Here is a 14,105-nt window from a genome sequence, read left to right as displayed (position 1 = left end):
CAGCGTGAACGTATTGTTCGCAGATATCTAGCTTTTTCGGAGCTACTAATATGTTCTTCAGCATCCAGCTATTTTTTATATATGTAATCGATAAATCCTTGTCGTATCCATTCACCTTCAAACTTTCTTTCCAGTACTCGATCTTCTTTGTATATTAACTGCAAATCATCAAACATAGAATCCGCCTCATGATAATCATAATAAGAGTGTATTACGAATTCATCATCTTCCATTTGTTCAAACTGATTATCCCCCAAATCAACTCCATCGCCGACTCTAAAATCCTTTAGGGTTAAAAAATTTACAAATAATAATCCATTAGGTTTTAGAACTCGTTTCATTTCATTTATCGCTTTTTTTACATCTTGTTTTCTCATATGAAAAATAGAGTTATACGAATACACAAAACTCATTGACTCATCACTTAGCGCCAACTGTCTCATGTCGCCTTGTTGTATATTTAGAATCTGTCCCCTTTCAGTTGCGAACTGATTAGCTCTTTTAATTTGTTCGTCATTCATCTCAATTCCGTTTGTACTGTATCCATAGTTCGCAAACAAACTTAGTGGAGGTGAATCCCCTCCCGCTCCGCAGTCTAATATGTTTTTTTCCATACCACTTTCATTGCATAATGCCAAAAATCTGTACAAGGGGATTTGCTTAAACAGTTCCATGTTGATTCCACTCCTTTGATCATGTAGTAATTGGATTTACTCATAGATCTTTCCCATATAAATTATTTGAGCACATCTCTTCCGTGGGTTTTCAGGTTTACTTTATTGAATCCCCGCAGTTCCAAATGTCTCTCTAATAACTTTTTCGTATTCATCCCATTTAAAGCAAAAAGGGCCTATATCAATAGCCTTATTACCGGATTCTAATTTGAAATCTCTCCATATAATAAGATCCCCTTCTCTCTCAATAAACACTGATATAAAGCCACATTCTTCATCACCACACCAGGGACAGACTAATATTGGGTACCTGCAGTACAAATATTCATGCATTTCGTTTAACAAAAAATAGTTAATCATTTTCCTTTGATGCTCTTCACTACCCCACCCGAGGGAAGGAACCCTATCATATTTTTTTAACATTTGGTAAAGAGATCTACCATCAATTATTACGTCGGCAAAAATAGTATTTTTATTTCCCTCTTGATCCGGATCAAAACTATCATATCGGCTTGACGGTTTTGTTTGTATTTGATTTATAGTTTTCATGCTCCTCCTTTAAACTCTTCACACTTATCAAATAAACATTCGATCCCTCCACACCATTCCCCTTCCAAAATATTGAATTCACCGTTTCTCAGAATCGCATATAGCAACCGAAAAATAAATTCACACAACAAAAAAAGAGCTCCCAGAATGGAAGCTCTTCTTATGTAATTCAGAACGGAGAGAGTGGGATTCGAACCCACGCACCGCTTACGCAGTCTAACCCCTTAGCAGAGGGTCCCCTTATAGCCACTTGGGTATCTCTCCATGAAAATGGCTCCCCGAACAGGACTCGAACCTGTGACAACTCGATTAACAGTCGAGTGCTCTACCAACTGAGCTATCAGGGAACATTACAAGTGAACATGAATTAATTTATCATGATTTCAAGGTCTAGTCAAGCGGGCAAAATAATTTTTGTGATCGTTTTCAAATTTATGCTATGATTCGGCCGCTTCTAGATTTTTCAAAGAGATTTCCATCCCTCTCCGTCTATAGATTACACCATTCTCCATCCTGCGGAAGCTGTACCCGATCCCCCAACGATTCCTTCTCTAAATGAGCTTTTAGCTTATCTCGGGTAACCAAACAATGGTTAATGGCGTCCATGTGCACAGCAATCACTTTAGTAGAAGGAGCATATTCACATAGGTCTACGACATCGTGCTCATTCATTGTAATATGGCATCCGCTTAAAAACTGCGCACCACCAGCATTCACAACTGTCACCTCAGGTTTAAAAACGTCCAATGCCATTTTCACCTTATCACACCAAATCGTATCTCCAGCCACATATAGAACAGGTTCGCCTTCCGCCTGAAACACAAACCCGGATACCTTACCCATAAGTTTACCAGTCACTCCAGTGCCATGCCGTCCATCCGTACGTGTTATAGTTATTCCATTAAACGTCAGTGAATCGCTAATTTCCGTGGTATGCTCAAACCCCTGCTTCGCTAATTTATCTCCATCTCCTTCCTGACATAATAGTGGTAGATCATGCGGCAACAAAGAAATGGCAGCGGCATCCCAATGATCCTGATGAAGATGTGTGACAAGAATTGCATTAGGACTCAGCCATTGTTCTACGGCTCCCGGCAAAGGAACGAGCGGATTGCGGCGATCATTTTCAGTATTAAAAATAGGTGGATTAGCACCCTGTTCACTCAACATAGGATCAATTAAAAATGTACTGCCACCATACTTTAGCCATAGGGTCGCGTTGCGGATATGCTGTATTTTCATCGGAAGCCCTTCTTTCTTTCAGATATCTTCTGCTACAATTAATTATAGTTAGACCTTGAAACAGAATACATTGAGATTGGAAAGAGATTGGTCCGTTCTACTTTCACGCAGAAAGGATTTTAGATAATAATGAGCTCTTATTTTATAGATGATGTGGATTTTCGCATCCTGCAGCTTCTAATTAAAGATTCCACGATCAGTCACAGAGATATTGGGCAGCAAGTGCATATGACCGGTCAGGCTGTGGGTGCACGTATTCGCAAAATGCAGGACACCGGAGTGATTGAAGGCTACACGGTCCGCTGGAATCCGGATAAGGTTGGGGAGACTATTCATGCCTTTATTACTGTTTTTTTGGGTTCGAATACCGTCCACCCAGCCTTTCAGACATTCGCAAAGCAGCATGATAGTGTAAAAGAAATACATAGGGTCAGCGGAGAAGGCTGCTACTGGATACGTGTTCGTACCGGAAACCAAGAGGAGTTGAATAGCTTTCTCGACGAACTGCTGAAGTTCGGAAATTACAGAGTCAATCTATCAATGGGAAAACTGAAGTAAGGCTGCATCGGAATCGGATATGAAGCTACTATCGGACCCAGTTGACCTTATACTCAGCATAATCGCATATTTGGCATACTATCGGACCCCATTGCCTCTATTGGCACGAAAAACACCAAATATGAGCCTCTTTCGAACGAATAGCGTCACTTGAGTCCGAAACCCTGCCCAAAAGGCTAAAAACTTGCCAATAGCGTCATTGGGGTCCGTAAGCCTCAGCCAATGATAGCTCGGCGATGTTGGTGTTGGTGTTGGTGCAAGTGAATGGGTTACTCAAAGTCAATGAGCTTTTGCTTGCCCATAAGCTTTTATAGCAGGCCAGCCAACGTTAAAACGCAGAGCAGCGATTCTCCAATAACCGGAGGAGATCGCTGCTCTGCTGTCTTTTTACTTATGCCATATTGTAGCTTCTACCACGGTAGCTAATTCAATAATTTAGCTGCTCTAAGCAGCCGGACAAGAATTACAGCGGCTTCTGCACGGCTAGTATCACTGCTAGGTGCAAAGCTGCCTGATGATTGACCTTTCATAATGCCTTTTGCAGCCAGGTCAGACACTGCTTCTTTAGCCCACGAGGAAATAGTTGAAGCGTCTGTGAAAACATCTGCAGCAACGTTTGCTCCAGATCCCTCAGCTTCTAGGTTGAGCAGCTTCATTGCTCTGGCTGCCATAACAGCCATTTGCTCCCGTGTAATAAGGGCGTTCGGACGGAAGGTTCCATCCTCATAGCCTTGAACCAATCCTAAGGCTGCAGCAGCTCTGGCATCCGCTGCATACCACGACAAATCGGACACATCACTGAAGGTCTTCGTCGTGTTCGCAGCTACAAGACCCAACGATCGAATCAACATAGCTGCGAACTCGGCACGACTGACAGATTTCTGAGGTGCAAAGGTATCTGTGGATTGTCCGGTCAAGATCAGTCGGCTAGCAAGTCCCTCAATCTCATTTTTCGCCCAATGTGTAGCAATATCCCCAAAAGTCACAGGGTGCAGCGCAGCGAAAAATACACCGCTCGCAATACTGCTCTTAACAGTAACCTTGGTCATCCCATTAACGAGCTCAAACAATGCAGGTACATAACGGAAGGAACCCGTCTGTTCATCGTAAATAAGGACTACACCTGTCTTCGCATCCCATGCCTCCTTAAGCATAAATGTACGATCTACATAAGTGGTGCCGAACCCACTTGCTGCTACAGAGGTTTTGCCATCCGTTACCTTTAGAGTGACAATAGCCGGTGTTCCTTGCACAGTAAAGCCTTGCTGCTTAGCCTTGGCAAGCAGTTGTTCTAATCCTTTTCCGCTTAGCGAATTTAAATTAAACTCCAGTGTGCCTGCCGGCATTTGTGCGGATTTGAGCACACTCTCCACAAGCTCTAACGGGAAGCGGTAGCTCATACCTCCACTTTCAATAACAAGCACAGCTTTGGGGCTAAGTGCCGCCGCCTTACGTAAAGCATCTGCACTAAACCGGGCTGTGCCGTCTCCATTAGCTGAAATCTCGATAACAGCCTGCCCTGCAGTCGCCTTAGCTTTTAGCTGCGCATCATGATTAGCTGCTGGTGTAGGTGCTGGTGTAGCGGTCGGTGTGCCGGTTTGAACAGGGTTCACTGACCCTGTAGGGTCTGTTGGACCAGGAGTACTTGTTGGTTCTGGAGTATTCGTTGGACTAGGAGTACTCGTCGGGCTAGGAGTACTTGTTGGATCCACAGGATCGATCGGGTCTACAGGATCTGTCCCGCCAGGTGATAGCACCTCAATTGTATATACCCTCTTCTCGTTGCCCACAGTTACCGTGAAGTCTGTGATTCCCGCTTTAATTCCATTAAGACTGTCGTTGGTAAATGTAGCAACCTCACTGCTCATAATATTTAGAGTAGCTTGTGCGGTAATATCTCTGCCTTCTTTATCTAGTACCTTAAGCGTAGCTGACTTACCCTGCTCTAATACCACAGGCCCGCTCTGTCCATCTGCTAGTTTGATAGAGAACGGTTTAATGGCTGTGGCTATTCCTTGATTTTGTTCTTTAATGCTTAGGTCAGGAGAGGCATTGGTCAGAAGGTTCATCCGTTCGCCACGAATAATCATGTTGTCGACCAGCAGACTCCCTTTCAGATTTTTCGTAACTTCTATACCGCTTGTACCTGCGCCATCAAATACATTATTCGTCAGCACAACTCCATCAATGGAAGTGAGAGTATCTCCCTCTAGATCACCTTGAGCAATCAACCCCGAATAAGTGCTGTCCAGTGCCGTATTGTTGCGAATGAGTACTCTTCCTTTCAGATCACTCTCACCAGCATAAAGCCATAACGCACCCAGATTCACGCCGTAACCGGAATCATAACTGCCAGTTCTAAGCAAGGTATTTCGCTCCACAATCGTTGTTCCTTGGAAGGGCTCGGCGGTGAAACGGGTAGACACTGCAATCCCGGCTCCATTAGTCACAGTGTCTTTTACCACGTTGTCCTGGACTTTGTTATCTTTCCCCCCAAAGACTACAATGTTATCCGCTAACCAAGGCAAGGATACCGTATTAAAACGTGCCGTGTTATTATAGCTCGGTGTACGTTCCGTACCATTCATATCCGTCAACTTGCCGTCTGTAAACGACCACATTGCAATTCCATCATCCCCTGGATAGCGGATGTCACTTTGTTCCATCATGCTGTTGCCAGTCCCTACGGCAAAGTTAATCCCGTCTGCCATAAGATTGCGGATCCGCAGACCTGCCATGTACAGACCATTCGTACGCGCCTTTTCACCCATCGGCTGAGTTAACCACAAGCCTGCTTTGGTATGTTCTATCCAAACGTTCTGTATAATCGAACCTTGGCCAAAAGCACCATGGAAAGCGTTGGTGATCGCTTCATCATCCCGTTCGTTAATGCCGCCTTCAATCATCAGATCGTAAACACCAACCTTACCGCCGTGACCATAAAACTTAGCTCCATTCAGAACCGTATACCACATGCCGGCACCACGTATTTCAGCGGTATCCAGATCCAGCAGACCCTCACCGACATTAAAGGTACCCGCCGGGAACCACACTCCTTTACCTGTCGCATTCGCTTCGGCAAGAGCTGCCTTGAAGGCTGCGGTATCATCTCCCTCATCATTTGCTGCCGCTCCAAAATCCGTTACGGAAATAAATTCGTCCGGGCGAGCCAACTCAGGGGCAACCTGCTCCATATCCACCAGGTCAATGACGTAAGAAGCTGCCTTATCTCCTGTTCCCTTCTCTAAGCGAATAGTTGCTCCGGCAGGAGTATCGCCGATCAGAGCATGGATTTCGTCAAAGAAGCGGTGTCCACTGCCTTGGCGAGGATCATTTGACCATGGGTAGCTGCCATATTCCCAAGCATATTTGGATGTCAGCTTAAGCTGCTTCTTAACTCCATCCACATATAGAGTCAGGGTTTCTTCCGCACCAGCCCCATCTGGACTATCAGGAATGGAATATCGAAGAACAATGGAGTTAGCCGACTTCGCAAGCTTGAACTCTAGATAATCTCCCGTATTCTTCAAGGCCACCGCTTGTCGTCCAGAAGCCTCGGAAGCCATGCTGAGATATTTCCGCGACGAGCCAATCAGCGTTCCGTTTGTTGCCGCATCCTCAGCTTCATAGCTGATATATGGAACCGTTGCTCCACGGTATGTTTTGTTAACGCTTTTTTTTACGGTCAGGCTATCAAGGGTTACTTTACTCCAATCCACGTTGTCACTACTTAGAGAAACCGTGTTGATGCCTGCACGAAGCTGCAGTATTACCTGTGCATTCTTCCAAGAGGCAGACTTGCCAAGACTAACCTTGCCCCCTTCGTTTAAACCATTCACCTCTAGCGCCAGATCCGTTGCAGCAGCAGCGGTATTTTTGTATCGAATAACAGCGTCATATTCCCCGGCCTGCTGGGCGTTGACTGCAAACCGTATAACACGATCCCCTTTGAATGCTTCTCCTCCTGCATAAATTACATCAGTAGGGATAGGTAAGAAGCTCCAGAGCTCACTATCAGTTCCATTTGCAGCAGAACCAAGCTGAACAGCCGATGCGCTGTGAGTAAGAAGACCTGTTCCATTCGCATTTAGCAGAAGAGTATAACCTAACTTCTCTTCCAGCTTCCATTGGGATCTTTCTGTATCTCCAGCAGCTAACAAGACCACTTGGCCCGATTCATTGAGCGAAAGATAATGTTGTGTCTGAACATTCATAATCCGTTTGCGTCCGTTTATCTCCTGAACCAGCCATTGGGATTGAGCCGCCATATCGGAAGCATCTGCATATAGGACAGCCCCCTCTTTTTCGGCCAATACTTTACCAGCCATGCCTTTCGGTACAATGGTTATGATGTTGGTATCATTTTGAACTGGAGTTGTTGTATTGTTATTGCGCAGTTCTCCAGATGGAGTAGTAAACTCCTGTGGAGCCGCGTCAAGTGTCCATAGTGCCGTACCCTCACTCTCTAGCAAAAGCGCACGTTCAGCATATCCTGTCTTATTGGCAATGTTTATTAATTCATCGTCGTATTCTCCAAAGAGACTACGAATGGTGTAATGTGTATAATCGGAAGCCAAGCTTACTTCCCAGGCAGAGGCTCCGTCTACAGCAGGTTCTGTACTACTGCTCTCCAAATATGAATAATCACCATTCAGCGTTAAAAAATGACCTGTTGCCCGGTTGGTGATCGTCTGTTTACCCTCCTGCACAGTTACATTCCAGTGCGAAAATCCATTGTCTGCTGACGGCTGTCCGTACAGAACAACCCCATGCTCATTTTCGTATAAATACTCCCCACTGCTTGCATTCTTGAATCTTACAGGGTAATCAGGCAGTGGCGGAGCAATCGCTTCAACCGCTTCAGCAGTAAAATGCGCACTGCTTTTTTCCGCTGTATCTGCAGCTTTACTGATTCGGAGAGTTGGGTTGCCGTTATCATCCGACGCACCATAGATATAGTGACCAGCCCATGAGCTCATAATGGTAGTCACACCGGACGCCTGCATATCAACCTTCCACTTAATGCTGGCCCATACATCGTACACTGTTTGCAAAGTTTGAACGCTAACATTAGGATCAATCTCATCTACACCCCCACCTATATGCTCAAGGGAGAGATAACGTCCAGTGCCTTTATTTTTTATCTTCACCGATCCATTGCTGCCGGCTATTTCTTGCAACTGCCAGACAAAGGAATCGTCATTCAAATCAAGTGGACCATAAGTAGCCTGGCCTACTGTTACATCCTCGTTGGCAGCTGCTAGAGGTGCAAGATTTTGGTTAGAGTGAGCAGAGTCCTGGTCAGCATAGACAGCTTCAGTAACCGTCTTGGATTCTGGCAATTCCTCTAGTGCAGCTGGAGAAGTCAGCAAAGGACCGTCCTTAAGATATTGATCCTCTCCATTTACAGCATCTAGCTGAAAACGGAACAAGTCTTGTTTTTTCTCGGTAACCGGTACAAATCTCCACTGCGGACTGCCCCAACCTGGATTGATCACTCCGTACTCAGCATATTTAGTGAGGTTCTGAAGTGAAATATACTTCTCTGGGATTTTATTAGGTTCCTTGTCTAGAACGCTACTGATTACGTAGGTGTTGTTCCCAACATTTTTGCCTGTCCAGATGTATTCTCGTTCCACATGATTTCTGTCTGGAAGCTCTGTGACCTGAAGGTGGCCATTTGGCATGTTCATCGTGTTCATGTAATGGCCCGTTTTCTTGTTTTTGAACAGCTTGCGGCCGTTATATTTCTCCACGAGCCATTGATCGGAGCCGTCCTTTTGCATATTTCCATATTTTAAAAGACCATCAACACTCTCATACCAATAAAATGACTTCCAGCCATTCTGAATCCGGTAATATGGCATTGTGCCGTCAGTCGGTGTGTTAGGATCTAAAAGCTCCCACTGAGCGCTCAAAGAAGTCGCATCCCCAATCGCACCAGCCTGTTCTCCACCCAATGTAGACAAATAAATGCCTGTGCTTTCGAGATTCTGAAGCGTCTGGTAATCATCATAATCATCGGAATCATTAAAAATCCATTGATCCGACGGCTGACTTCCGCTAATCTGCAAGGCCTTGGCAGTACCTTCACTATAAGAAACATAATGATCGGTTGCCGCATTACGGATACGCTTATTGCCGTCATAATCCTCTATATACCATAGATAGTCAGAGGTGTTGGCGGCATCTGGCGCAATAATTCCATGCTTAAGCTCGCCGTTTACGGATTCATATAAAAAATCTGTAGCCACTTGTGCATCCGTATAAGTTGCCAGTCGTACAGGCTGTAATTCGGAAATAGGCACGATTCTCCACTGTGCACTTGGATTAGAGGCTGAACCCGGCCAGCTGTTAGATCGCACATTATTGTCATCGCTGAATTGCGGATTTAGCCATAATGGACTCCCCTCATCAGTTAAACCACTGTTACGAAGGGTAATGAAGCCCGTTCCATCAGGGCCTGGTGCATGCTCTTGGGTCCACTCACTTAGCTTCACGTGATCCATATCGACTTCCTGCGAAAAAACCCCAGCCCAGGTCACTTCATTTTGCTTAATATAATGACCTGTCGCACGGTTGCGAATCATTACTGTTCCGTCATCCGTCCCTGATTCAAGATACCACTGTGCTGCTTCATTGCTGACAGGCTGTTTACCGTAAAGAACGTTCCCTTCACTTTCATACATTACCTGACCGGGGCGGAGACGGCTCTCTAGCCGTACAGGTGCTGCATTTGGATCTATAAAAGCCCACTGCGGACTCTCAAACGTAACATTGATATCCGAGCTTACTTGCGCATAACCAAGCTGATTCTCCTCGTGGATAACCAACTTCCCCTCTGGCACAGTCGCACTTCGGATGATCATGTATCCATTGCGATTGGAAGTATCGATCAGCCACTGATCCGCAACACTTCCTGAACCTTGGCGTTCTGCCGCCTTAAGTGAATCCTCTTTGCCGTTGTTACCATCCATTGTAATGTAATGGCCTGTCTTCACATTCTTGATTCGTGACAGCCCATTCACCGTCTCAACCGTCCAATGCGCTGAAGTATCGGCTGGATTGGTCATGCCATAACGCACGATTCCTGCGGATGTCTCATATAAAAAGTTGTTTTTCCACTTATTCTTGATGAGTACCGTACCTGATGGAATTTGCTCAGCGCCTGTTCCTCCAACCCCTTCTGCTCCTACGGAACCTTTACCGGTTCCCATTACAGGCAAGCTTGAAAAAATCAGCAGCAGCGCGAGCAGACCCGCCATTGCGGACCTGATTCGTTTCATACATGTGCCCCCTCTAATTAATATGGACTTCCTTTTCATATTAGTTTGGGAACGCTTACAAAACGATGTGCGATTTTATCCAGAAAAAGGTGTATTTGTACGGATATCCAATCCCTACAACCTTCATGAAGATTGACAAATCGGTTTAACGCGATGATAGTTAGTTTTAGCTACCCGCAAAGAGTAAACAAACGGAGGTACATATGAATTTCAAAATTGATTCGCCAAAAATAGCAGATCCAGACTCTCTTCTTCCTGAGCAAATATATTCGCTGCAAACCAAGGACGAATTCAGCTGTTGCAGCATCAGCGATACGGTTATTGATAATCAAGAGGCTAATAAGGTCAGCTTTGATCGCGTGATTTTTAAAAATGTAACGATTACGGAGTGCTCCCTAACTGGGATCGAGCTTATGGACGTGATTTTTGATCGCTGTGATCTATCTAATGTGGATTTTACGAATGGCATTATTCATCGAACTGAATTTAGAAACTGCAAGCTTATTGGCACAGACTTTACAAGAGGCAGATTCCAAAATGTTCGTGTAGTAGATTGTATCGGGGATTTTGCTACGTTTCGATTCGCTAATCTGAAGCAGGTTGCTTTTGAGAGCAGTTCATTAATGAGTTCCGACTACTATCAGTCAAGTTTCCAAAAAATCAGCTTCAGCGAGTGTAATATGGATCAAGCCACATTGTCAGGATCAAAGCTTAATGGGATCGATCTTAGTGACTGCGAGTTCAGTGGCTTGATCGTGGATATCAAAGATTTAGAAGGATGCATCATTTCGCCTCAGCAAGCTGTTTCTTTTGTCGGATTATTAGGTTTGGTTATAAAATAAATAACTTCAACTTGCCCGAACATTTACCGCAGCGATAACGCTTAGGGTCTACTTTTCGCTTACGCGGATACTCCATGGCACAGGCACTGCATACAAGCTTATATCGATAGGGCAGCGACTTCCGAGCTTTTGCACCCGGCAGTGTCTGACAGTAGCGGCTTCCGCCGACTTGCGCCAGCAGGCTTTTGAAATCAGCGTCACGATGCATATACCCTCGCTTAGCCAAATGCAAATGATAATGGCAGAGCTCATGCTTGATAATCCGCTCCGTCTCTTCTCTGCCAAACATGGCAAGCTGATGGGGATTAATCTCTATATTATGGCTTTTGGTAAAATATCGGCCGCCCGTTGAGGACAACCGGCTGTTAAAGCTCGCCTTGTGTCTAAACGGCACGCCAAAGCTGTCCCGTGATACCTGCTCAATCCACAGCTGCAGCTCTTCGTTGCTCATAGTTTCCATAGCGTTCTATCACAAGTCCTTTCCACGGGAAATAAGATCTCTACTTGAATTGTAACTTGTGCATAGGCTAAACTGTCAAGAAGGAAGACAAGTACGGAGGGAGAATGAACAATGCCGAAAATGCGGTATGTAATTTTGCAGCAAAATCAAGAATTACAATTCGTGGAAATGCCTGAGGAATATGCGTACCAACTAAGTGCGCTCAATTTACGCCTGAACAAAGAAATCGACAAGCTGACAGCCGATAATGTTCCGGATCTGCCCTTAGCCATCGCCGAATGTGACTCGCTGGATCTGTTACGTGAGGATTACTCCCTGGAGTCCGGTCTGGATTATATCAATAGATTGGAGCAGGCCTTCGCCTCTGTTCAAGAGCAGAAGAACTACCCACTGATCTCCCTGCTTACTGAGATCCGAGCGCTACAGGCTCAATTGGAGCAGTGGTACGAAGAGGAAGCAGAAAGCCTACTGTAATCCGCACCTTTAGGCTTATTTCTCCATATTCTAACTTACGTAAGTTGTTAGAGGAGGGATTCGCTTGCCACAGTGGCTCTGCCATCAGCTAATGAAAGCCTATTACAAAAAAGACCGCCGTCAGATCAAGCTGCTGAATGAGTGCTGGTTCTTTTATCGTAATTCTGCGGAATCGAGTAATGAGATGAAGTTATAGCCTCGGATGATTAAGATCTAGGACATCTTTAAAGCAGCGGATATCGTCTTTTAAGAAGACGGTATCCGTTTTTGTTAAGAAAGGGGACTTATAATCATGATCAGTAGAACAAGACATATACAGCTGTCTCCGGAAAGTGGGACTGAGGAAGAAGACAATTATAATCTCTATGTCATAGTCACATTCCCTGACCGCTCCCGCTGGGCATCGGATTTCTACACCTTCAAGAACATCGAAGCGATCCGACAAGACTACATCCAAAGTGGTGCTTGTCTAAATGGGGCCTACTGGAGTGCACCTAATTATCTAACTGTCGTGGATCATATTGATCGCAAGCAAATTGAAGAAGTCGTCGATTTATATATTTCAGAAGGTACATTCGAATACGCCTTTGAATACATAGGACAGGTCACGGAGCGGGATCTGGAGATTATCGATTATCCGAAAGGCTTTTTCAACCCTTTAGAGAAGCTTGAGCACAGGTACGTTATGCGGCAGTTCGCTGCAATTGAGTTTATGCTGGAGAATGCTGCACCAGAAACTATAGCAGTAATAAAAAAGATCATCGCAGAGAAACAATAAAACTCCGCCTTAAGAATCAATTCTTATTAAAACTTAGGAAATACATATTTAACCAAAAAGAACAGAAAACCAAAAAATATTATAATGTAAGCAGCATATTTAATAAAGGTAGATGCGACAACGCTGGAATCCGATTTCCGTTGTACCTCCCTATGCTCCACTTCAACACTTCTATCCTTATAGCCCGGTTCCATCAGCAATCTCTCCTTTCGAATGTTCATCTTTGATAGCCTCCATTAACCCGAGGCTTTCAGGATTGAATCAAAATTCTAGATTGGATTAAAAAAAAAGACCGGAATTCTCTTCAGCTTTTCGAGCTGAGAAATTCAGGTCTTCTTTCTACTTACCCTTTAACCGAACCCGCCGCAATTCCCTCAACGATACGGTTACTGAGGAACAGGAATGTAATCAGGATAGGCAAAATACTGATCATAAGCGTTGCCCCGATCGCACCCCAATCCGTTGTATATTGACCAATGAAGTTTTGCACCCCCACGGTCAGCGTCTTGTAAGAATCAGAACTAATAAATGTGTTTACAAAAATAAATTCGTTCCAGTTATAGATCATATTAATAATGGCTGTAGTCGCGATCACCGAGCTTGTCATAGGAAGTATAATTCTAAAAAACATTCTGTTCACGGAACAACCATCAATAACCGCGGCCTCTTCCACTTCGCGTGGCAGTGCGTAATAGAAACCCAGCAAAATCATAATCGTTATCGGCATGTTAAAAGCGACATAAGACAAAATAAGTGACAAAGGGTGATCCGTTAAGCCAATCTTATTGAATATACTAAATAACGGAATAAGCGTGGAGTGAACAGGAATCATCATCGCTACCATAAACAAACCCAGTACGAACGAGCTTCCCTTCCATTTCATCCTGGTAACTGCATACGTAACCAAGCTCCCGAAGATAACCGTTAACACCGTAGCCACGATGGTAATCCATACGCTGTTGAAGAAATACACGTTGATGTTCCCTACATTCCAGACCTTCGCGTAATTCTCCCAGTGAGGATTCATCGGCAACGATAGAGCAGGAAGGTTGAACACTTCCTGATTATTTTTTAATGAGAAAAACAGCAGCCATACAAGCGGAAACAATTGCAGAGCAGCAACGGCAATCAACACGATATATAGCAATGAGTAGCCGAATTTACGTGTGATCTCCGCACCTGCGCCGCCTGTCTTTGGCCCGATTTCTAGCCTTCCTGCAGTTCCAGACATCATGAAGCGCC

Annotated in this window: 12 protein-coding genes and 2 tRNA genes; 5 read left to right on the top strand and 9 right to left on the bottom strand. The window is 44.7% G+C overall.

What is annotated here, in order from left to right:
- Positions 1–68 precede the first annotated feature (68 nt).
- The 5 genes from NSS82_RS06660 to NSS82_RS06640 all read right to left on the bottom strand — a co-directional run bounded on the left by NSS82_RS06660 (position 69) and on the right by NSS82_RS06640 (position 2,465).
- On the bottom strand, positions 69–674 hold the full coding sequence (locus NSS82_RS06660) for a class I SAM-dependent methyltransferase (protein ID WP_036681653.1): 606 nt from the start codon (positions 672–674) through the stop codon (positions 69–71).
- Positions 675–776: 102 nt separating this feature from the next.
- On the bottom strand, positions 777–1,223 hold the full coding sequence (locus NSS82_RS06655; RefSeq protein WP_076106957.1) for an oxidoreductase: 447 nt from the start codon (positions 1,221–1,223) through the stop codon (positions 777–779).
- Positions 1,224–1,398: 175 nt separating this feature from the next.
- Positions 1,399–1,487 (bottom strand) — tRNA-Ser (locus NSS82_RS06650).
- A 7-nt stretch (positions 1,488–1,494) separates the two neighbouring features.
- Positions 1,495–1,570 (bottom strand) — tRNA-Asn (locus NSS82_RS06645).
- A 142-nt stretch (positions 1,571–1,712) separates the two neighbouring features.
- Complete coding sequence (locus tag NSS82_RS06640) at positions 1,713–2,465, bottom strand: MBL fold metallo-hydrolase (RefSeq protein ID WP_076273575.1); 753 nt, start codon at positions 2,463–2,465, stop codon at positions 1,713–1,715.
- A gap of 129 nt (positions 2,466–2,594) precedes the next feature.
- On the opposite strand from NSS82_RS06640, the gene NSS82_RS06635 reads away from it, so the two are divergent.
- Complete coding sequence (locus NSS82_RS06635; protein ID WP_076273576.1) at positions 2,595–3,023, top strand: Lrp/AsnC family transcriptional regulator; 429 nt, start codon at positions 2,595–2,597, stop codon at positions 3,021–3,023.
- Between the two features lie 422 nt (positions 3,024–3,445).
- Here NSS82_RS06635 and NSS82_RS06630 read toward each other — a convergent pair whose 3' ends face one another.
- Positions 3,446–10,309 (bottom strand): S-layer homology domain-containing protein, encoded by a 6,864-nt coding sequence (locus NSS82_RS06630; protein ID WP_076273577.1) that lies wholly within the window; start codon positions 10,307–10,309, stop codon positions 3,446–3,448.
- Positions 10,310–10,512: 203 nt separating this feature from the next.
- Here NSS82_RS06630 and NSS82_RS06625 point away from each other — a divergent pair, with 203 nt between their 5' ends.
- Positions 10,513–11,151, top strand: coding sequence for a pentapeptide repeat-containing protein (locus NSS82_RS06625; protein WP_076145451.1), 639 nt, complete (start codon positions 10,513–10,515; stop codon positions 11,149–11,151).
- On the opposite strand, the gene NSS82_RS06620 is transcribed toward NSS82_RS06625, so the two are convergent.
- Entirely contained in the window at positions 11,141–11,602 is a 462-nt protein-coding gene (locus NSS82_RS06620; RefSeq protein WP_080742673.1) for a SprT family protein, read from the bottom strand. The genes NSS82_RS06625 and NSS82_RS06620 overlap by 11 nt on opposite strands.
- Positions 11,603–11,722: 120 nt before the next feature.
- On the opposite strand from NSS82_RS06620, the gene NSS82_RS06615 reads away from it, so the two are divergent.
- The 3 genes from NSS82_RS06615 to NSS82_RS06605 all read left to right on the top strand — a co-directional run bounded on the left by NSS82_RS06615 (position 11,723) and on the right by NSS82_RS06605 (position 12,863).
- On the top strand, positions 11,723–12,085 hold the full coding sequence (locus tag NSS82_RS06615; protein ID WP_036686808.1) for a hypothetical protein: 363 nt from the start codon (positions 11,723–11,725) through the stop codon (positions 12,083–12,085).
- 64 nt (positions 12,086–12,149) lie between these two features.
- Positions 12,150–12,281, top strand: coding sequence for a cortex morphogenetic protein CmpA (gene cmpA, locus NSS82_RS06610; protein WP_094903512.1), 132 nt, complete (start codon positions 12,150–12,152; stop codon positions 12,279–12,281).
- A 96-nt stretch (positions 12,282–12,377) separates the two neighbouring features.
- A complete protein-coding gene (locus NSS82_RS06605) occupies positions 12,378–12,863 on the top strand; it encodes a hypothetical protein (RefSeq protein WP_076273578.1) in 486 nt (161 codons plus the stop codon).
- Between the two features lie 26 nt (positions 12,864–12,889).
- On the opposite strand, the gene NSS82_RS06600 is transcribed toward NSS82_RS06605, so the two are convergent.
- Positions 12,890–13,084 carry a hypothetical protein gene (locus NSS82_RS06600; RefSeq protein WP_036686806.1) on the bottom strand — a complete coding sequence of 65 codons (195 nt, stop codon included), beginning with the start codon at positions 13,082–13,084 and terminating at the stop codon, positions 12,890–12,892.
- Between the two features lie 122 nt (positions 13,085–13,206).
- Positions 13,207–14,097: a carbohydrate ABC transporter permease gene (locus NSS82_RS06595; protein ID WP_036686804.1), complete on the bottom strand. Its 891-nt coding sequence runs from the start codon at positions 14,095–14,097 to the stop codon at positions 13,207–13,209.
- Between the last annotated feature and the right edge of the window lie 8 nt (positions 14,098–14,105).

Origin of the sequence: Paenibacillus sp. FSL H7-0735 (genome assembly GCF_038008505.1) — a bacterium.
Classification (GTDB): domain Bacteria; phylum Bacillota; class Bacilli; order Paenibacillales; family Paenibacillaceae; genus Paenibacillus_AQ; species Paenibacillus_AQ odorifer.
This window is presented reverse-complemented; position numbering and strand designations above follow the sequence as displayed.

Excerpts from the sequence above, each read along its gene's own strand:
- NSS82_RS06620 (WP_080742673.1), bottom strand. The coding sequence starts at position 11,602 with ATGAGCAACGAAGAGCTGCAGCTGTGGATTGAGCAGGTATCACGGGAC.
- NSS82_RS06655 (WP_076106957.1), bottom strand. The coding sequence starts at position 1,223 with ATGAAAACTATAAATCAAATACAAACAAAACCGTCAAGCCGATATGAT.
- NSS82_RS06630 (WP_076273577.1), bottom strand. The coding sequence starts at position 10,309 with ATGAAACGAATCAGGTCCGCAATGGCGGGTCTGCTCGCGCTGCTGCTG.
- NSS82_RS06615 (WP_036686808.1), top strand. The coding sequence starts at position 11,723 with ATGCCGAAAATGCGGTATGTAATTTTGCAGCAAAATCAAGAATTACAA.
- NSS82_RS06595 (WP_036686804.1), bottom strand. The coding sequence starts at position 14,097 with ATGATGTCTGGAACTGCAGGAAGGCTAGAAATCGGGCCAAAGACAGGC.
- NSS82_RS06625 (WP_076145451.1), top strand. The coding sequence starts at position 10,513 with ATGAATTTCAAAATTGATTCGCCAAAAATAGCAGATCCAGACTCTCTT.
- NSS82_RS06640 (WP_076273575.1), bottom strand. The coding sequence starts at position 2,465 with ATGAAAATACAGCATATCCGCAACGCGACCCTATGGCTAAAGTATGGT.
- NSS82_RS06600 (WP_036686806.1), bottom strand. The coding sequence starts at position 13,084 with ATGAACATTCGAAAGGAGAGATTGCTGATGGAACCGGGCTATAAGGAT.
- NSS82_RS06660 (WP_036681653.1), bottom strand. The coding sequence starts at position 674 with ATGGAACTGTTTAAGCAAATCCCCTTGTACAGATTTTTGGCATTATGC.
- NSS82_RS06635 (WP_076273576.1), top strand. The coding sequence starts at position 2,595 with ATGAGCTCTTATTTTATAGATGATGTGGATTTTCGCATCCTGCAGCTT.
- NSS82_RS06605 (WP_076273578.1), top strand. The coding sequence starts at position 12,378 with ATGATCAGTAGAACAAGACATATACAGCTGTCTCCGGAAAGTGGGACT.